This is a genomic window from Bordetella sp. H567, from assembly GCF_001704295.1.
In the GTDB taxonomy this organism is placed as follows: Bacteria; Pseudomonadota; Gammaproteobacteria; order Burkholderiales; family Burkholderiaceae_B; genus Bordetella_C.
In genome coordinates this window covers 3,175,092-3,193,590 of sequence record NZ_CP012334.1, presented here as the reverse complement: position 1 = coordinate 3,193,590, position 18,499 = coordinate 3,175,092, and the positions used below count along the sequence as shown (strand labels likewise).

Here is an 18,499-nt window from a genome sequence, read left to right as displayed (position 1 = left end):
CGCCGGAACAATGAGAACACCGCTGCGTTTTTCCCTGTCGGCCGCCTTTATCGCGGTGCTGGCGGGCTGCACCCTGATACCGGACTATGAACGACCGGCGGCGCCCATCGATGCCGCGTATCCCAGTGGGCCGGCCTACCGTTCCGCCAACCAGGCCGTTGCGGCGCCGAACGGCGTGGCAACCGCCGACGTGGGATGGCGCGAGTTCTTCACGGATCCGCTGCTGCAGGAACTGATCGCGCTGTCTTTGCAGAACAACCGCGATCTGCGCGTGGCGGCCCTGAATGTGGAAGCGGCGCGCGCGCAGTACCGCATCCAGCGCTCGGAACTGCTGCCCACCGTGGGCGTGGGCGCGCAGGAAACGGCGCAGCGCACGCCGGGCGACCTGTCGCGCAGCGGCACCGCGGCCACCACGCACGCCTACCAGGTGGGCGCGAGCGTGGCATCGTGGGAACTGGATCTGTTCGGCCGTATCCGGAGCCTGAACGAACAGGCCCTGCAGCTTTACCTGGCGCAGGACGAGACGCGCACGGCCACGCAGTTGTCGCTGGTGTCCGAAGTCGCGACGGCCTACCTGGCATTGCGCAGCGACCAGGAATTGCTGCAGCTGACCCGCGATACGCTGAAAAGCCAGCAGGATTCCTACAACCTGACCAAGCAGAGCTACGACAACGACATCGCGACCGCGCTGGACCTCAGCCAGGCCGAGGTATCCGTGCGCACGGCCGAGCGCAACCGGGCGCAGTTCGAACGCCAGGTCGCGCAGGACATGAACGCCCTGGTGCTGTTGCTGGGCGATCCGCTGCCCCAGCAGGTGCGCGCCAGGCTGGAAACCCCGTCGGCCCTGGACGACGCGATGATGCCCACGACCTTGCCGGCCGGGCTGCCGTCCGACCTGCTGGAACGCCGTCCGGACATCCGCGCGGCGGAACACCAGCTGGAAGCGGCCAACGCCAATATCGGCGCGGCCCGCGCGGCTTTCTTCCCGACCATTTCGCTGACCGCCAGCGCCGGCACCGCCAGCGCCAGCCTGGGCCGTCTATTCCACGGCGGGCAGGGTGCCTGGAGCTTCGCGCCGGAAATCACCATGCCGATTTTCACGGGCGGGTCGCTGCAGGCCAACCTGGACTTGTCCCAGGTACAGAAGCGCATCGAGATCGCGAACTACGAACGCTCCATCCAGTCGGCGTTCCGCGACGTGGCCAATGCCTTGGCCGGCCGCGGCACCATCGACGACCAGATCCGCGCCCAGCAGTTGCTGGTGCAGGCCAACCAGCGCGCCTACGATCTGTCCCAGCAGCGTTTCCGCCAGGGAGTGGACAGCTATTTGAACGTGCTCGACTCGCAACGTTCGCTGTACGACTCGCAGCAGATCCTGGTGCAGACGCGCCTGGCGCGCCTGACCAATCTGGTGAATCTGTACAAGGCGCTGGGCGGCGGCTGGACGGAGCACACCGCGCAGGCGGGGCAGAACACGCAGGCGGGGCAGAACGCGCAGGCAGGGCAGAACGCGCCGACGGCCGCCGTACCGCGGCAAGGTGCCGTGCCGCAGGCCGGCGGGCAAACGGCGGCACGCTAGCGGGCGGCTCGGCAACGCGGCGCAAGGGCCGGCGCCCTCAGGCTGGCGGGCGGTCGCGCCCCGTCAGCGTGGCCCACAGGTGCTCCAGCGATTCGCGCAGTATGTGTGCGTCGGGGGCGGACGTGAGGGCCGCCGCCGGCGCAGCCGACCGCTTGCCGCGGTCCTGCAAGACCGGGTCCGCATTGTCGATATCCCGGGGATAGACGCCGGTGCAGGCGTTTCCGATACGCATAAGCGGCTGGTCGTGTGGCGGATCAGTCCATGTGCACGTCTAGCGTGTATCGAGCGCGTTCGTCCTGCGCCAGGACGTTCTTCAGCCAGGGGAGCGCTTCCTTCAGCTGGGCCCCCAACGTCCAGGGCGGATTGACCAGGAACATGCCGCTGCCGTGCAGGCCGAAGCCGTCCGTGGCCGGCTTCCTGACGGATAACGAGGCATGCAGCCAGCGCTGCGCGCCCAGCTTTTCCAGCTGCCTGGGCAGCTCCGTCGATTCGCGCCGCTGCACCTGTGGGTACCAGACCGCATAGGTGCCCGTGGCGAAGCGCTTGAGCCCTTCCTTCACGGCGAGGGCCACGTGGCGATAGTCCTGCTTGTCCTCATAGGAAGGGTCGATCACCACCAGGCCGCGGCGCGGGGGAGGCGGCAGCAGGGCCTTCATGCCCTCGAAGCCGTCGGTGTCGAAAATCGTTGCCTGGCGCAGCGCCATGCCACCGCGCTTTTCCAGGTTGCCGACCAGGACCTCCGCTTCGGTTGGATGCCGCTCGAACAGGCGCAGGCGGTCGTGCTCGCGCAAGCCGTCCAGCGCCAGCCACGGCGAGCCGGGGTAGTGCCGCAATTGTCCATTCGGGTTGTACTGGCGCATGCATTCCATGTAGCGCGCCAGCAGGGGTGGAAGGTCGGTGCGATCCCACAGCCGGCCGATACCGTCGGCGAATTCGGCGTTTTTATTGGCCCAATCGCTGTCCAGCCGATACAGGCCGGCACCGGCGTGGGTATCGATGACCCAGTAGGGGGTGTCCTTCTGCCCCAGGTAATCCAGTACGTGGATCAGGATGGCGTGCTTGAGCACGTCGGCGTGGTTGCCGGCGTGAAAGGCGTGGCGATAGCTGAACAAGGTGTGCGCTCTCTGGTCCCGCGTGGTCAGGCGTCCGGCCGGATGGTGGCCAGTTCGTCGGTGAAAATGGCGTCCACGCCCCAGGCCAGCAGGTCCCGTGCGCGTGCCGGGTCGTTTACCGTCCAGGCAGCCAGCCGGTAGCCGGCGCCGTGGACCATCTTGACCAGTTCCGGCGTGACGGTTTTCTGGTTGACGTTGAAGGCGATGCAATCGTGCTGCACCAGGCGGTCGCGCCAGTCCATGGGGATCTTGTCCACGAGCAGCGCCCGCGGCAATGTCGGCGCGGCCACATGGGCGGCCGCCAGCGCCGACTCGGAGAACGACGAAAGCAGCGGCGGCACCGCGGCGCCGCGCCAGAGTTCGCGCACGGCCAACGCGACCGCCGTGCCGGTTTCGGTTTCCCGGCCAGGGCAGGGCTTGATCTCTACATTGCTGGCAATGCCCTGTTCCAGCGTGTAGCGCGCGACTTCTTCCAGCGTGGGGATGCGGGCCCCGGCGAAGCCAGGGGAATGCCACGCACCGGCGTCCAACTGGGCCAATTCCGCATAGGTCTTCGCGCGCGCCGGGCCTTGGCCGCTGGTCGTACGATCGAGATCGTCGTCATGCAGCAGGATCAGGACATCGTCCTTGCTTAGCTTGACGTCGTATTCGAACATGCGAAAGCCATGCTCGGCGCCGACGCGCATGCCGGCCATGGTGTTTTCGGGCGCCAGCCTGCCGCCGCCGCGATGGGCGATCAGGCGAGGATAGGGCCAGGCGGGAAGGGGAGTGTCCATAGCGGGGTCGCGCATCTGATTCGGTATGAGTCCGTCAGCATACCGGAACCTCGGGAATGTCATATTGCCCGTATTTTCGGGCCGTGAAGATCGTCGAACAGCGCGAACGCGCAGGGTGCGACGGGTTCTTCGTTACCCAGTATGTAGCTGGCGTTCGCCGCTATCTCATACCGGCCGGCGGTGTAGGGCAGTGGTACGACGGCGACGGGGAGCCGGGACGGATTTGGCTCCGTCCCCGTATGCCGGCCACGGACGCCCGAAGGTGTTAAACTCCTGTGCCCGCTGATCCGGTACCACAGCAAGAAGCGAGGCGAATCCAGTTCGCTTTTTTTGGCGCCGGGCTGCTCGAAGCCAGAAACGCCCCTCGGGGACAAGCGCCCGCCGCAACAGGGACCTCATGTTCGATTTCATCCGCAACCATCAGCGTTGGATGCAGTTCATCCTGCTGATCCTGATTGTTCCGACCTTCGCCTTCTTCGGGGTGCAAAGCTACAGCAGCTTCATGTCCGAAGAACCCAAGATGGCGACGGTGAACGGCAAGCCCATCACGCAGCGTGAATACGACCAGGCGCGGCGCGACCAGCTGGACCAATATCGACAGATGATGGGCGCGCAGTTCGATCCCGCGCTGCTGGATACCCCGGCGATGCGCCAGCGGCTGCTGGACCAGATGATCAACCAGCGCTTGCTGGCGGCGGCGGCGACCGACAACCACTTTTCGGTGTCGGACGAGACCCTGCGCAATACGATCGCCTCGAATCCCGCCGTGCAGGACAACGGCAAGTTTTCGCCGGAGCGCTACCGCGCCGCGCTGGCCGCGCAGGGCCTGACGCCGGCGGCGTTCGAAGCCGGCCTGCGCCGCGACCTGGCCATCGGCCGCGTCCTGGACCCGATCGCGCAATCGGCGCGGCTGCCCGCCGCCGTGGCCGGCTCCATCGAGCATGCGCTGACCGAAACCCGCCACGTGTCGACGCGGCGCTTTGCCGCCGTCGATTACAAGAGCAAGGTGCAGGTCAGCGACGCGGACATCCAGAATTGGTATGACGCCAACAAGCAGCAGTACCAGGTGCCCGACCAGGTCCAGGCGCAATACCTGGTGCTGGACGAAGCCGCCGCCAGCGCCGGCATCAAGGTCAGCGACGACGATATCGCCAAGTACTACGAGCAGAACAAAAGCCGCTTCGGCCAGCCCGAGCGCCGCCGCGCCAGCCATATCATGATCAAGCTGGCGCCCGATGCGACGGACGCCCAGCGCCAAGCGGCCCGCGCCAAGGCGGACGATATCGCCAAGCAGGCCGCCGCCCATCCCGGCGCCTTCGCCGAGCTGGCCAAGAAGTATTCCGAGGATGCCGGTTCCAGCACCCGCGGCGGCGACCTGGGCTGGATCGGTCCGGGCATGCTGACCCCGGCGCTGCAAAAGGCGGTCGACGCGCTGCAGAAGGGCCAGGTCTCCGGCGTGATCGAAAGCCCCTTCGGCCTGCATATCGTGCAATTGACCGACCTGCAGCCGGCGCAGACCAAGCCGCTGGCCGAAGTGCGCGACCAGATCGTCGACGAGATCCGCAAGCAGATCGCTTCCTCACGCTTTTCCGACATGGCCACCAAGTTGACCTCGCTGGTGTATGACCAGCGCGACAGCCTGCAGCCGGCCGCGGATGCGCTGGGCCTGAAGATCCGCCAGGCGGGCGGCATCACCCGTACCGGCTTGCTGCCGCAGGACCAGACGGGCCCGGGCTCCGCGTCCGCCAGCCCGGATTCCGCCTTGCTCGATAATCCGCGCGTGCGCCAGGCGCTGTTCAGCCCGGAAGTCCTGCGCGACAAACAGAATTCCGGCGTGATCGAACTGGCATCGGACACCATGCTCGTGGTGCGCGTGGCGGCCAATACGCCGGCTCACGTGCCGCCGCTGGACCAATTGAAGGACAAGATCCGCGCGCGCCTGGTCGAAACGCGGGCGGCCGACGCCGCCGCCAAGGCGGGCGAGCAGATGCTGGAAGCCTTGCGCAAGACGCCCGCGGCCCCGGCCGACGGTTTCGGCGGCGCGGCGGACGTCTCGCGCCAGAACCCCCAGAACATGGCGCGCCCGCTGCTGGACGCCGTTATGCGGGCGCCCGCCGCCCCGCTGCCGTCCTATGCCGGCGCACGCGACGGTGACGACTATGTCGTCGCGCGCATCGACAAGGTGGAGCCGGGCAAGAGCGATCCGGAGGCCCTGACGGCCCTGAACCAGCAGTTGTCCGGTGCCTGGGGCCAAGCCGAGGACGAAGCCGTGCTGAAGATACTGCGCCAGCAGTACAAGGTGGAAATCGCGCCGGAGGCCAACCGCATTCTGCAGGGCGGCGAAACCGAGCAGCAGACCAGCTGAACCGCGTCAAGCGGGGGCGCCGCGCCGGCGCGCCCCCGTCAATTCAGCATCGGCCGCAATCCGGCCCATACATTGTCCAAGAGCCGGGGCTGGCCCTGCTCGTTGGGGTGCAGTCCGTCGGGCTGGAACAGATCGCGGTTGCTCGCGATACCTTCCATCAGGAACGGTACCAGGCCGGCGTTCTCCGCCTTCGCCACCTTGCCGAACAGCTCGCGGAACTGGTCGGCGTAGGCGCGGCCGTAGTTGGGCGGGATCTGCATGCCGACCAGCAGCACCGCGGCGCCGCCTTGCCTGGCCTGTTGCGTCATGGCGGCCAGGTTCTGCTGGGTCATCGCCAGCGGTAGCCCGCGCAGCGCATCGTTGGAGCCCAATTCCAGGATCACGATGGCCGGATGATGCTGCCGCAGCAGGCCGGGCAGGCGTGTCAGCCCGCCGCTGGTGGTATCGCCGCTGATGCTGGCATTGACGACTGTCCAGCCCGGATACTGCTGGGACAGTCGCCGGCCCAGCAGGGGCACCCAGCCGGTGCCGCGCGCGATTCCATATTCCGCGGATAGACTATCGCCCACCACCAGTATGGTTTTCTGTCCGGCGGAACCGGTGGCGGCGGATGTGGTCTGAGCGTAGGCGGCGGGCGCCAGCAGGGCCAGGATGGTCACAAACAACAAACGGATGAGCGGGCGCATGGATACAGGTAACGCAATAGAGGTGCGGGGGCTGGGCAAGCGGGTCGCCGACGCAGGCGGCACGCTGGCCATTCTGGACGACATCGATTTTACGGTTCCGGCGGGTACGGCCCTGGCCATCACGGGCAGTTCCGGCTCCGGCAAATCGACTCTGCTGGGACTGCTGGCCGGCCTGGATGTTCCCAGCACCGGCTCCGTGACGCTGGCGGGGCGCGACCTGTTCGCGCTGGACGAGGACGGCCGCGCCCGGCTGCGGGCCCATCACGTGGGCTTCGTCTTCCAGTCCTTCCAACTGCTGCCGAATCTGACCGCGCTGGAAAACGTCATGCTGCCGCTGGAATTGGCCGGGCTGCCGGCGGGCGACGCCGCGCGCGGCATGCTCGAACGCGTGGGCCTGGGCGACCGCCTGCATCATTACCCGCGCACGCTGTCGGGCGGCGAACAGCAGCGGGTGTCGCTGGCGCGCGCCTTCGTGGTCAAGCCGGACCTGCTGTTCGCCGACGAGCCCACCGGCAGCCTGGATGCTGCCACCGGCGAGCGCGTCATCGACCTCATTTTCGAGCTGCACCGCGAGCATGGCGCCACGCTGGTGCTCGTCACCCATGATGCCGGTCTTGCCGCGCGCTGCGAACGGCAACTGGTGCTGGCGGCCGGGAAAGTGGTATCGGGGGCTTGAGGCGGAATTGGTGTCGCAGGTGATAAAGCGACCGCGACACCGTCTTCGGCCTTTGCCCCAGTGACAGTCGCTGGAACGCCCTTACGCCCGCGTGGCGGGCTGGATGTTCTGGTTGTGCCGGAACAGGTTGTGCGGGTCGTAGCGCCCCTTGATGCTAACCAATCGCGTGTAGTTGGCGCCGTAGGCGGCGTTGATGCGGCCGGTTTCTTCTTCGGTCATGAAGTTCACGTACACGCTGCCCAGCGAGAACGGCGCCGCCGCATCGAAAAAGCCGCGCGCCCAGGCGATGCAGGCCGCGTCGTCGGCGGGATCGTCCCAGCGCGCATGCACATTGACGATGAACTTCGCATTGCGGTTGGGATAGGCCATCGCATCGGCCGGCACCCGTCCGGCCTGGCCACCCAGCTGTCCCAGGAAAATCTCGCATTGCGGCGACGGCAGGCGCGATGCCGAATCGATCAGCGTTTCGAACAGATCGTCCGATAGTTCGCCGAAATCATGCGACTTCCAGTAGTTGCGGGCGCCGGGGGTCAACAGGGGGTCGAACGCCTTCTGCCATGCGGTATAGGGCATGACGCCCAGGTGCTCGCCGAGCAGCGTGCCGAATTGACGCACCGGTTCGACCACCACGGGGCCGTTTTCCACCGGGCCGCTGTAGCACACCGCGAAGACGGCCACCGGTGTCCCATGCACCTCGGGCGGCAGGAAGGGCAGCGGCGGCGCCTGGCGCAGCACGCCCCACACCGTCAGTTCCTCCGGCATGGACTTGGTGGCCTGGCGATAGGCCTGCAGGGCGTCGCGCGCCTGGTCCATCGGCAGCACGACCAGCCCGCCATAGACCTGCGGTCCGACTGCGTGCAGCTGGAATTCGAACATCGTCACCACACCGAAATTGCCGCCGCCCCCGCGTATCGCCCAGAACAGGTCCTCGTGCGTGGCCGGGCTGGCGTGGATACGTTCGCCGTCCGCCGTGATGACGTCGGCCGCCCGCAGATTGTCGACCGTCATGCCGAAGCGGCGGCTCAACCAACCGAAGCCGCCGCCCAGGGTCAAGCCCGCGATGCCGGTGGTCGAATTGATGCCCACCGGCGTGGCCAGGCCGAAGGCCTGCGCTTCATGGTCGAAGTCGGCCAGCGTCGCGCCCGGTTCGACCCAGGCCCGTTGCGTCGCCGGATCGATGCGCACCGAGCGCATCAGCGACAGGTCGATCATGACGCAATCGTCGCAGATCGCACTGCCCCCAATATTGTGGCCCGCGCCGCGTATCGTCAGCGGGGCGCTGGTCTCGCGCGCGAACAGGATCGCGCAGCGCACGTCGGCGACGCCGGCGCAGCGCACGATGGCCGCCGGACGCCGGTCTATCATCGCGTTCCACACTTTGCGTACTTCGTCGTAGTCGGGATCGGCGGGCAGGACGACGCGCCCGCGGATATTGGACTTCAGGTCTTCGATCGCGGTGCTGGACAACGTGAACATGGAATCCCCCTTAGGCAGGGGACGAGAGATGCGAGTCCATCCCGCCAGCGATGACCGGTGCGTGCGCGCGCCCGGCAACGGCTGTCGCGGGCGGGGCAGGGTGGCGCGGCCGCACCGGCACGGCCGCGTCATGCCCGTCCGGGTGGCCCCGGCGGTAGGGTCAGGCGTGCCGCGGCGCCTCGACCGGCGGCGTGCCCTCGTGGAACAGCGTGCGGATCTGCTGCCGCAGCTCGGGTGTGTCGGTGTGGTGGTGAACGGCGCAGGCGTGTTGCACGGCCGCTTCCACCAGTTCGTCGTCACTGTCCGCAGACAGGGCGACGGTGCAATTGGTTTCGCTGGGGAATTCGCGGCAATCGATGTATTTGCGCGTCATGATGGTCTCCTTTCTGCCCGCAAGCGTCTTGTTTGCAATGCAGTATAGGTCCGCGTGCCGTGCCGCCATCGTGGCGCCGCCCCGCCTACGCCAAACAGGGCAAACCGTTATGGCCGCGCTGGCGGGCGCCGCGCCCGCCGCCATTCCAGCACGCCTATCGTGATGCCGCTGCCGCAGATGATGGCGATGCCGACCCAGGTCAGCGCATCGGGGAAATGCCCCCAGATCAGCCAGCCCGTCGTCGTGGAGCTGACGATCTGCAGATACGTGAACGGCGCCAGCGTCGACGCGGCGGCCTTGCGATAGGCCGCGATCTGCAGCAGATGGCCGAAGCAGCCGGTCACGCCGGTGGAGACCAGCACGCACCAGTGCAGCGGATCCAGATCGCGCAGGACCGGCAGCGCGGTGGGCACCACGTAGGGCAGGGCGACGGACAACACCACAGTCCCCACGCCGCCGCTCCAGATGACGGATGTCAGCGGGTCATCGGCGGCGACGCGGCGGCTGGCGATGTATTGGGCGGAAAAGCAGAAGGCGCCTGCCAGGCCGAACATCGTCCCGACCGGGTCCAGGCCTCCGCCCGGGCGGATGATGACCAGCACGCCCAGGAAGGCCACCCCAGCGGCGATCCAGCGCGACAGGCGCGGTGGTTCGCGCAGTGCCCACGGCGCGAGCAGCAGCACGATCAGCGGGGCCAGGAAATTGATGGCGGTGGCTTCGGCCTGCGGCAGATAGCGCAGGGTCGTGAAGAACAGCAGGGTGGCGCCCAGCATGGCGCCGCCGCGCAGCATCTGTTCGCGCGGCTTTCGGCTGGCCAGGATGCGCCAGCCCTTCACGGGCACGATCAAGGCCAGCGCCACGGCGAAATGCGAGGCATAGCGGACCCACGACAGCAGCAGCATGGGGACGCCCGCGGCCATCACCCATTTGCCGCTGGCATCCAGGCTGGACAGGGCCCACATGGAAACCAGCAGCAGCGCGATGCCGGCCAGCGGCTGCGCAGAAACGGATGGCGCGGACGCGGTTCGCGCGGACCCCGGCGGTGGGCCGGAGGCGGCCGTTGCGCCGCGCTGGGCCTGGGCCCCTTGTGCCCGTGACGACATAAGCCTGCTCTCCTTCAGTGCCCTTGCCCTAGGGAAGACCGGGGCCGGTGTGCTCTTTTCGGCGCCCGCCATGATACGCTCACCGCGATCAATTTTCTTGATGGCTTGTGCCCAGCCCGCCGTTTCATGATCGACCTGCGCAATATCGAGACCTTCTTCTGGGTCGCCCGCCTGGGTGGCTTTCGCGCCGCGGCGGAAAAGCTCAACGCCACCCAGCCCGCGATCTCCCAGCGCATTGCCTCGCTGGAATCGGGCCTGGGCGTGCGGCTGTTCGAGCGCGATTCGCGCGGCATCACGCTCACCGCCAAGGGCTACGAATTGCTGTCGCACGCCGAACGCATGCTGCAGATGCGCACGGACATGCAGCGCGCCGCCGCGGCGCAGAACGTCATGAGCGGCACCTTGCGCCTGGGCGTGTCGGAGACCATCGTCCATACCTGGCTGCCCAGCCTGATGGAATACATGCACGAGGCCTATCCGGCGCTGATGGTGGACATCCAGGTCGACACCAGCACGGCGCTGCGCGCCCAGCTGGCCTCGCACCAGATCGACCTGGCCTTCCTGCTCGGGCCGATGGAGGAGCCGCGTGTCGAAAACATCCATTTGTGCCGCTATCCGCTTGCCTGGATCGCCAGTCCGCAGCTGCGCCTGGGGCGGCCGCCGATCTCCCTGAAGCGGCTGGGACGCTGGCCGGTCATCACCTACACATCCAATACGGATCCGCACCGCGCGGTGCGTCGCATCCTGGTCGAAGGCGGCGTGCAGACGCCGCGCATGTACGGCAGTTCGGCCTTGAGCGTGATCGTGCGCATGACGCTGGACGGCATCGGCACCGCGGTGATCGCGCCCGTGATCCTGGGCCGCGAATTGGCGCAGGGCCTGCTGCAGATCCTCGACGTGCAGGCGCCCGAGCTGCCGCCGCTGAATTACACCGCCTGCTGGATGCAGGGCCCGGACAGCCATGTGGCGCGCACGGTGGCGCAAGCGGCGCAATACATCGCGCGCGAGGACGCCGCGCGCATCGCGGGCAACCCGCTGGCGCTGGATCCCGTCCCGCTGGCTGTGGCCGGATTAGGGATTACCCCGCGTCCGGCCGGTAAACCGGAAAAGTAAACCGGCCGGCGGAAAGCCGCTTTTCCCTGGGGAAACAGGGCCTGGCGCCATCAGCGATAAGAATTTGTGATCACGGTTCATCGGAACATATGATTGGACAGTGGCGGCGGGGCTACGGTGCAATGCCGCTCTGATAAGAATTCACGAATCACACGGGGAATACACGATGTCCGCCCAACCGCAGCAATCCGGCGCCGCCACGCGGCCGGCGTCCTACCAGGCCCGCCTGGACGCGCGTTCCGGCGCGCTGGCCGGCCCCACCGCCAATGTCGCGCCCGGGTATGTGCAGGCCAACCTGGCCATCCTGCCCAAGGAATTGGCCGACGAGTTCCTGCGCTTCTGCCTGCGTAATCCCAAGCCTTGTCCCATCCTGGCCGTGTCCGAACCCGGGGATCCCTCCCTGCCGGAACTGGGCGTGGATATCGACATTCGCACCGACATCCCGCGCTACCGCGTCTGGAAGGACGGCGTGCTGGTCGAGGAGCCGCAGGACGTGCGCCATGTCTGGCGCGATGACCTGGTGTCCTTCCTGATCGGCTGCTCCTTCTCCTTCGAAGAAGCCATGCTGGACAACGGACTGCCGGTGCGCCACATCGAGCAAGGCCGCAATGTGCCGATGTACCGGACCAATGTCCCCACCCATTCGGCGGGACGTTTTTCCGGCCCGCTGGTGGTGTCGATGCGGCCGCTCAAGCCCGCGGATGCGATCCGCGCCATCCAGGTCACCTCGCGGTTTCCGTCCGTGCACGGCGCGCCGGTGCACTTCGGCGATCCGGCGGCGATCGGCATCGACGATATCGGCCGCCCCGATTACGGCGACCCGGTGGATATCCGTCCCGGCGAGGTCCCGGTGTTCTGGGCCTGCGGCGTCACGCCGCAGGCCGTCGTCGCCGCGGTCAAGCCGGCTTTCTGCATCACGCATGCGCCCGGCCACATGCTGGTGACCGACCTCATCAATAGCCGCGTCGCGGCGTTGTGAGGCAGGCCGCAAGGGTTTTTGAATGACGTCCGGCAGGGCCGCGCGCATCCGCGCGGCATCCGCCGGCTTGCGCTCGCTTCCTCGAAAAGCCTCTCATCCCCTGGCGTTACCGTTTTTGTCAGGGTTTGTTCGGGCGGCTTCGCGGCGGCGCAGCGGATAAGCTTGCTGTCGGCAGTTTCCCTCTCTGAAGTGGTCAGTTCCCTGGAGCAAAAAATATGAAATACAAACTCATCGCGGGCGTAGCCGCGTGTCTCGCGCTGACGTTCGGGCAGCCCGCTGCCGCGCAGACCAAGACGGTGCGCATCGGTGCCATTTATCCGCTCAGCGGCGCGCTGGCGTCCACCGGCGCCGAAATCAAGGCCGCCATCGAGCTGGCCGTGGACATCATCAACAATCCGCATCCGGAACTGAAGGGCCTGCCGCTGGCCGAAGGCGCGGGGTTGCCCAAGCTGGGCGGGGCGAAGATCGAAGTGGTGTTCGGCGATTCGCAGGGCAAGCCGGAAGTCGGCCTGGCCGATGCGCAGCGCCTGATCCAGCAGGAAAAAATCGTGGCGCTGACCGGCGCCTATCAATCGGCGGTCACCAAGACCGCCAGCCGCGTCGCCGAGCAAGCCGGGATACCCTACCTGAACGGTGAATCCAGCAGCCCCGACCTGACGGAACGCCAGTACAAGTGGTTCTTCCGCACCTCGCCGACCGACGACACCTTCATCGAAAACATGATGCAGTTCCTGGACGGCGTGAAGAACCAGCCGACCAAGCGCATCGCGGTGGTGTACGAGAACACCGACTTCGGCGTCAATACCTACAAGGCGCTGGAGCGGTTCGCCAAGCAATACAAGCGCGAGATCGTCGCCAACATCGCCTATACGGCCGGTTCGGCGTCGGTCACCTCGGAGGTGCAGAAGCTGGCCACCGCCAAGCCCGATGTGGCCATCTTCGCCAGCTATACGTCCGACGCCATGCTCTTCGTGCGGACCATGCGGGAAGCGAAGTACGCGCCGCCCATCTTCCTGGCCAACGACGCGGGCTTCATCGATTCGCGCTTCGTGCAGGAAGTCGGCGCGCAGGTGCAGGGCGTGCTGACCCGCGACGTCTGGAGCAACGACATCGCCGCCACGCTGCCCATCCTGAAGAAGGTCAACGAGCTGTACAAGGCCAAGACCGGCAAGGAGCTGAACGGCAACAACGCCCGTTCGATGCAGGGCGTGCTGGTGCTGGCCGATGCCATCAACCGGGCCGGTTCGACGGATCCCGAGGCCATCCGCAAGGCCCTCATATCGACCGACCTGAACGCCGAGCAGATCGCCATGCCCTGGGCCGGCGTGAAGTTCGACGACAAGGGCCAGAACAGCAAGGGCGCGGGCCTGATCCTGCAAATGAAGGGCCCGGGCTACCAAACGGTATGGCCGGCCAATTTCAACGCCGACAAGTCGCTGCCCACGCTTCCCTTCACCTGGAAGTAAGCGGCCGGCACGCTGGCGCAACGCAAGACGCGGCGGGTCCCCCGGGGCCCGTCGCAGGAGTCCCGCATGTTTGAAGCGCTCTACGCCGGGCTGTTCAATGGCCTTATCTATGCCGCTGTCGCGGTGGGCCTGGCCCTGATCTGGGGCATCACGGACGTCATCAATTTCGCCCACGGCGAATTCCTGATGCTGGCCATGTATGCCGCCTACTGGTTTTTTACCCTGGGCCACGTCGACCCGGCTTTTTCGGCGCCGCTGGTCGCCATATTGCTGGCCTTCGTCGGCTTCCTGACATATGCCTTGATCATCAAGCGCCTGCAGAAGGGCCCGCCCATGGCCGTCATCCTGGCCACCTTCGGGCTGGGCCTGGTGCTGCGGCAGCTGGCCTTCATCGCCTTCACGCCCGACTACCGCAACCTGCCCGACACGCTGGTGTCCGGCAGCGTGACGCTGGCCGGGGTGTCCATCGGACGACCGCAGGTGGTGACCGGCCTGATCGCGCTGGTCGTGGTCATCATCCTCTTCGTGCTGGTTTACCGCACCCGCTGGGGACATGCCTTGCAGGCCGTCGCCGAAGACCGCGAAGTGGCGGCGCTGGTGGGCATTTCGTCGGATCGCGTGAACGCCCAGGTGTGGATGCTGGGCAGTGCGGCGGTGGGCCTGGCGGGCGCGCTGTTGACGACGTTCTTCTACGTGTTTCCCTCCGTGGGCACCGTATTCGGGCTGCTGGCCTTCGTGGCGGTCTGCATGGGCGGCTTCGGCTCGCTGCCCGGCGCCTTCATCGCCGGGATCCTGATCGGCATCATCGAGGCGATGACCGGCTATTTCGTGGCGCCTGCCTTGAAGACGGTGTCGGTCTTCATCCTTTTCATCCTGGTTCTCTGGTACCGGCCGCGCGGCCTGTTCGGGCGGTGGTGATATGACTCCCGTTAAACAATTGGATATCACAGCGGCCATGCCGGCCAAGGCCAGGTATACCCGCGCGCCGCTGGTGGCCGCGTTCGTGGTGGCCGTGCTGTTCGCCCTGGTCCCGCTGTTCGTGACCGACCAGTTCACCATCCAGGTGCTGCTGCTGGTGCTGATGTTCGGCGCGCTGGGCGCCGCCTGGAACCTGGTCGGCGGCTTCCTGGGCCGCATCTCCTTCGGCCATGGCGTCTTCGTGGGCGTGGGTGCCTACACGACCATCCTGCTGCTGCATCACCTGAAGCTGACGCCGCTGCTGGGCATCCCGGCGGGGGCGCTGGTGTCGGCGATCCTGGCCTGGATCGTCGGCGGGCCGACCTTGCGCTTGTCGGGCCATTACTTCGCCATGGCCACTATCGCGCTGCTGCAGATCGGCCTGCTGCTGATGATCAACTGGGATTGGGCCGGCGGCGCGGTGGGCATCGAGGCGCCCATCGGCGATTCGGCCTGGATGCTGCTGTTCCGCACCAAGATCCCGTATTACTGGATCGCGGTGGTGCTGGCCTTGTTGACGTTCCTGCTGACGTATTTCCTGGTGCATTCGCGTACCGGCTTCTACTGGCGCGCCATCAACGGCGACGAGGCCGCCGCGCGCAGCCTGGGCGTGCCGGCCGACCGCTACAAGATGCTGGCCTTCGTGCTGTCGGCGGCCGTGACCGGCGCCTGGGGCGGATTTTTCGCGATGTACGTCGGCTTCATCGACCCTGAATCGACGTTCAGCCTGACCATGTCGGTGCAGGTGGTGCTGGTGGCCATCCTGGGCGGCGTCGGCACGCTGGTGGGCCCGTGGATAGGGGCGGCGGTGCTGCTGCCGCTGTCGGAGGGCACGCGCGTCATGTGGGGCAGTTCCGGCCTGGGCCTGGACCTGCTGGTATTCGGCCTGGCCATATTGCTGGTGACCATGTTCCTGCCGGGCGGCCTGATCACCTTGAGGGGGCGCCGTGGCTCTGCTTGAAGTCAAACAACTGACCAAACGCTTCGGCGGCCTGGTGGCCAACAAGGACATCAACCTGAACGTCGAGGCCGGCGAAATCGTCGCCATCATCGGCCCGAACGGCGCCGGCAAGAGCACCCTGTTCAACGGCCTGGTGGGCCATCACGCGCCCACGTCGGGCAGCGTCACGTTCAACGGCGCGTCCATGCTGGGCCGCAAGCCCGAACAGGTGGCGGCGATGGGGCTGGTGCGCACGTACCAGATCCCGCGCAACTTCGGCCAGATGACGGTGCTGGAGAACACCATGGTGGCGGCGCTGCTGCGCCATCCGCGGCTGAACGATGCCCGCGAGGCGGCGCAGAAGGTCCTGGAGCTGGTCGGCCTGGCCGATCGCGCCGACGTCAAGGCGTCCGGCCTGAACGTGGCGGGGCAGAAGCGCGTCGAGCTGGCGCGCGCGCTCGCCACCGAGCCGCGCATGCTGCTGCTGGACGAAGTCGCCGGCGGCCTGAACCCCACCGAGGCAATCGCGCTGTCGGAGATCCTGCGCCGCATCCATGCCGCGGGCGTCACGCTGGTCATCGTCGAACACGTGCTGGAGGTCGTGATGCGGCTGGCGCAGCGGGTGCTGGTGCTGAACTTCGGCCAGACCATCGCGGAAGGGCCGCCACAGGAAATCGTGCGCAATCCCGCCGTGATCGAGGCTTATCTGGGGAGAAAGCACCGTGCCTGAGCCGATGCTGAAAGTCGAGAACCTGCATGTCGCCTACGGCGGCGTGCAAGCCGTACGCGGCATTTCGCTGGAGGTGCGTCCCGGTGAAATCACCGCGCTGCTGGGCGCCAACGGCGCGGGCAAATCCAGCACACTGGCGGCCATCGTCGGCACGGTCCGACCGGCGTCGGGGCAGGTCTTCTTCGAAGGCCAGGAAATCACCGGCACGCGTCCGGAAAAACTGGTCAAGCGCGGTATCGCGCTGATCCCCGAAGGCGCGCGGGTGTTCGCCCGGCAGCCGGTGGAGCAGAACCTACGCCTGGGCGCCTATACGGTCCCCAGCGAGGCGCTGTACCGGGAGCGCCTGGAGCAGGTGTACGAGGTGTTCCCACGCCTGAGGGAACGGCGCACGCAGCTGGCCGGCACGATGTCCGGTGGCGAACGGCAGATGCTGGCCATCGGCCGCGCGCTGATGAGCGGACCGCGGCTGCTGCTGGTGGACGAGCCCAGCCTGGGGCTGTCGCCCTTGCTGATCGAGCAGGTGTTCGATGCGCTGGCGGCGTTGAATAAACAGGCCGGCCTGTCGGTGCTGCTGGTCGAGCAGAACATGAACGCCGCGCTGGATGTCGCGACCCGGGCGTACGTGATGCAGAGCGGCGCCGTCGCCCTGGCGGGCGAAGCGGCGGAATTGGCCGCTTCGGACGAGGTGCGCCGGGCCTACCTGGGGATGTAAGCCGCAGTGGGCGGCCGGTATTCCGGTGTGCGTTGAATCGCTGTTGTGTGTAGGAATGGTTCCAATGCGTCCCTTTTATATTTGTTTATCGATTTAACGGGGACGGCGATCTGTGTTGCGTCTACAATGGGCGCGACCACACGTGAGGAGCAGTTCGAATGCAACAAACGCCTACCCATGCCTTGCCGTCGTACCTGAACCCCGACAACGTCGGCCCTTGGGGTATCTACCTGCAACAGGTGGACCGTGTCACGCCTTATCTGGGGGCGCTGGGCCGGTGGGTCGAAACCCTCAAACGCCCCAAGCGCGCCTTGATCGTCGACGTTCCCATCGAACTGGACAATGGCCGGATCGCCCACTTCGAGGGGTATCGCGTCCAGCACAATACGTCGCGCGGGCCGGGCAAGGGTGGGGTGCGTTTCCACCAGGACGTGACCCTGTCGGAAGTGATGGCGCTGGCGGCCTGGATGTCCGTCAAGAATGCCGCGGTGAACTTGCCCTACGGCGGCGCCAAGGGCGGCGTCCGCGTGGACCCGCGCGGCCTGTCGCAGGCAGAGCTGGAGCGCATCACGCGCCGCTATACCAGCGAGATCGGTGTCATCATCGGACCGTCCAAGGACATTCCCGCGCCGGACGTGAATACCAACGCCCAGATCATGGCGTGGATGATGGATACCTACTCCATGAACGAAGGGTCCACGGCCACCGGTGTGGTGACCGGCAAGCCCGTGTCCCTGGGCGGCAGCCTGGGCCGGGTAGAGGCCACCGGGCGCGGCGTTTTCGTGGTGGCGTGCGAAGCCGCGCGCGACCTGGGCTTCGATGTCAACGGCGCGCGCGTCATCATCCAGGGTTTCGGCAACGTCGGCGGCACGGCGGCACGCCTGTTCCACGGCGTCGGCGCCAAGATCGTGGCGGTGCAGGACCATACCGGCACCATCTACAACGAGTTCGGACTGGACGTACCGGAACTGCTGGTACACGTTTCCCAGACGGGCGGCGTGGGCGGCTACGAAAACGCGCAGGCGCTCGATCCGGCGGAGTTCTGGAAGCTGGAAACCGAATTCCTGATCCCCGCGGCGCTGGAAGGGCAGATCACTTCGGCGAACGCCGGGGGAATCAGGGCCAAGGTGGTGGTGGAAGGCGCGAACGGCCCCACCACGCCGGACGCGGACGACATCCTGTTCGACAAGGGCATCCTGGTGGTGCCCGATGTCGTGGCCAATGCCGGTGGCGTGACGGTCAGCTACTTCGAATGGGTGCAGGACTTCTCCAGCTTCTTCTGGACCGAGGACGAGATCAATCACCGCCTGGAGCGCATCATGCGCGACGCCTACGCCGCGGTGTCGCAGGTCTCGCGCGAGCACAAGGTAACGCTGCGCACGGCGGCCTTCATTGTGGCGTGCACGCGCATCCTGCAGGCTCGCCAGGTGCGCGGCCTGTATCCCTGACGCGGTAC

Annotated in this window: 18 protein-coding genes; 11 read left to right on the top strand and 7 right to left on the bottom strand. The window is 66.8% G+C overall.

Annotated elements, in window-relative coordinates; genetic code table 11:
* Positions 1–10 precede the first annotated feature (10 nt).
* The gene (gene adeC, locus AKI39_RS14350; RefSeq protein ID WP_145925279.1) at positions 11–1,579 is read left to right on the top strand and encodes an AdeC/AdeK/OprM family multidrug efflux complex outer membrane factor; all 1,569 of its coding nucleotides are present in this window, start codon (positions 11–13) and stop codon (positions 1,577–1,579) included.
* 37 nt (positions 1,580–1,616) lie between these two features.
* On the opposite strand, the gene AKI39_RS14345 is transcribed toward adeC, so the two are convergent.
* Genes AKI39_RS14345 through ugpQ form a run of 3 tightly spaced genes read right to left on the bottom strand, consistent with a single transcriptional unit; the run spans position 1,617 to position 3,467 of the window.
* Positions 1,617–1,811 carry a hypothetical protein gene (locus AKI39_RS14345; RefSeq protein WP_066637208.1) on the bottom strand — a complete coding sequence of 65 codons (195 nt, stop codon included), beginning with the start codon at positions 1,809–1,811 and terminating at the stop codon, positions 1,617–1,619.
* A 22-nt stretch (positions 1,812–1,833) separates the two neighbouring features.
* Positions 1,834–2,691, bottom strand: a complete 858-nt coding sequence (locus tag AKI39_RS14340) for a 23S rRNA (adenine(2030)-N(6))-methyltransferase RlmJ (protein ID WP_066637198.1) — start codon at positions 2,689–2,691, stop codon at positions 1,834–1,836.
* Positions 2,692–2,717: 26 nt separating this feature from the next.
* Complete coding sequence (gene ugpQ, locus AKI39_RS14335) at positions 2,718–3,467, bottom strand: glycerophosphodiester phosphodiesterase (protein ID WP_066637195.1); 750 nt, start codon at positions 3,465–3,467, stop codon at positions 2,718–2,720.
* A gap of 397 nt (positions 3,468–3,864) precedes the next feature.
* Between ugpQ and AKI39_RS14330 the strand changes: the two genes are divergently transcribed.
* A complete protein-coding gene (locus AKI39_RS14330; RefSeq protein ID WP_066637191.1) occupies positions 3,865–5,832 on the top strand; it encodes a SurA N-terminal domain-containing protein in 1,968 nt (655 codons plus the stop codon).
* A gap of 38 nt (positions 5,833–5,870) precedes the next feature.
* Here the strand turns inward: AKI39_RS14330 and AKI39_RS14325 are convergent, their stop codons facing one another.
* Positions 5,871–6,518, bottom strand: coding sequence for an arylesterase (locus AKI39_RS14325; RefSeq protein ID WP_066637185.1), 648 nt, complete (start codon positions 6,516–6,518; stop codon positions 5,871–5,873).
* Here AKI39_RS14325 and AKI39_RS14320 point away from each other — a divergent pair.
* Positions 6,517–7,194 (top strand): ABC transporter ATP-binding protein, encoded by a 678-nt coding sequence (locus AKI39_RS14320; RefSeq protein WP_066637182.1) that lies wholly within the window; start codon positions 6,517–6,519, stop codon positions 7,192–7,194. The two genes, AKI39_RS14325 and AKI39_RS14320, sit on opposite strands and share 2 nt — an antisense overlap.
* Positions 7,195–7,275: 81 nt before the next feature.
* Here the strand turns inward: AKI39_RS14320 and AKI39_RS14315 are convergent, their stop codons facing one another.
* From AKI39_RS14315 to AKI39_RS14305, 3 genes are all read right to left on the bottom strand, one after another.
* Positions 7,276–8,670 (bottom strand): FAD-binding oxidoreductase, encoded by a 1,395-nt coding sequence (locus tag AKI39_RS14315; protein WP_066637179.1) that lies wholly within the window; start codon positions 8,668–8,670, stop codon positions 7,276–7,278.
* Between the two features lie 160 nt (positions 8,671–8,830).
* Entirely contained in the window at positions 8,831–9,043 is a 213-nt protein-coding gene (locus AKI39_RS14310) for a DUF1059 domain-containing protein (RefSeq protein ID WP_066637176.1), read from the bottom strand.
* A gap of 107 nt (positions 9,044–9,150) precedes the next feature.
* The gene (locus AKI39_RS14305; protein ID WP_066637174.1) at positions 9,151–10,146 is read right to left on the bottom strand and encodes a DMT family transporter; all 996 of its coding nucleotides are present in this window, start codon (positions 10,144–10,146) and stop codon (positions 9,151–9,153) included.
* Between the two features lie 126 nt (positions 10,147–10,272).
* On the opposite strand from AKI39_RS14305, the gene AKI39_RS14300 reads away from it, so the two are divergent.
* The 8 genes from AKI39_RS14300 (at position 10,273) to AKI39_RS14265 (ending at position 18,491) form a co-directional block, all read left to right on the top strand.
* Entirely contained in the window at positions 10,273–11,259 is a 987-nt protein-coding gene (locus tag AKI39_RS14300; RefSeq protein WP_083228855.1) for a LysR family transcriptional regulator, read from the top strand.
* A 166-nt stretch (positions 11,260–11,425) separates the two neighbouring features.
* Entirely contained in the window at positions 11,426–12,238 is an 813-nt protein-coding gene (locus tag AKI39_RS14295) for a putative hydro-lyase (protein ID WP_066637171.1), read from the top strand.
* A 215-nt stretch (positions 12,239–12,453) separates the two neighbouring features.
* Complete coding sequence (locus AKI39_RS14290; RefSeq protein WP_066637168.1) at positions 12,454–13,704, top strand: ABC transporter substrate-binding protein; 1,251 nt, start codon at positions 12,454–12,456, stop codon at positions 13,702–13,704.
* A 66-nt stretch (positions 13,705–13,770) separates the two neighbouring features.
* Positions 13,771–14,622: a branched-chain amino acid ABC transporter permease gene (locus AKI39_RS14285; protein ID WP_066637165.1), complete on the top strand. Its 852-nt coding sequence runs from the start codon at positions 13,771–13,773 to the stop codon at positions 14,620–14,622.
* A gap of 37 nt (positions 14,623–14,659) precedes the next feature.
* Complete coding sequence (locus tag AKI39_RS14280; RefSeq protein ID WP_066637162.1) at positions 14,660–15,622, top strand: branched-chain amino acid ABC transporter permease; 963 nt, start codon at positions 14,660–14,662, stop codon at positions 15,620–15,622.
* The gene (locus AKI39_RS14275; protein WP_066637157.1) at positions 15,609–16,331 is read left to right on the top strand and encodes an ABC transporter ATP-binding protein; all 723 of its coding nucleotides are present in this window, start codon (positions 15,609–15,611) and stop codon (positions 16,329–16,331) included. The genes AKI39_RS14280 and AKI39_RS14275 overlap by 14 nt, the downstream gene beginning before the upstream one ends.
* A 4-nt stretch (positions 16,332–16,335) precedes the next feature.
* Complete coding sequence (locus tag AKI39_RS14270) at positions 16,336–17,043, top strand: ABC transporter ATP-binding protein (protein WP_066637155.1); 708 nt, start codon at positions 16,336–16,338, stop codon at positions 17,041–17,043.
* A gap of 158 nt (positions 17,044–17,201) precedes the next feature.
* Positions 17,202–18,491, top strand: coding sequence for a Glu/Leu/Phe/Val family dehydrogenase (locus tag AKI39_RS14265; protein WP_066637153.1), 1,290 nt, complete (start codon positions 17,202–17,204; stop codon positions 18,489–18,491).
* The last annotated feature ends 8 nt before the right edge of the window (positions 18,492–18,499 follow it).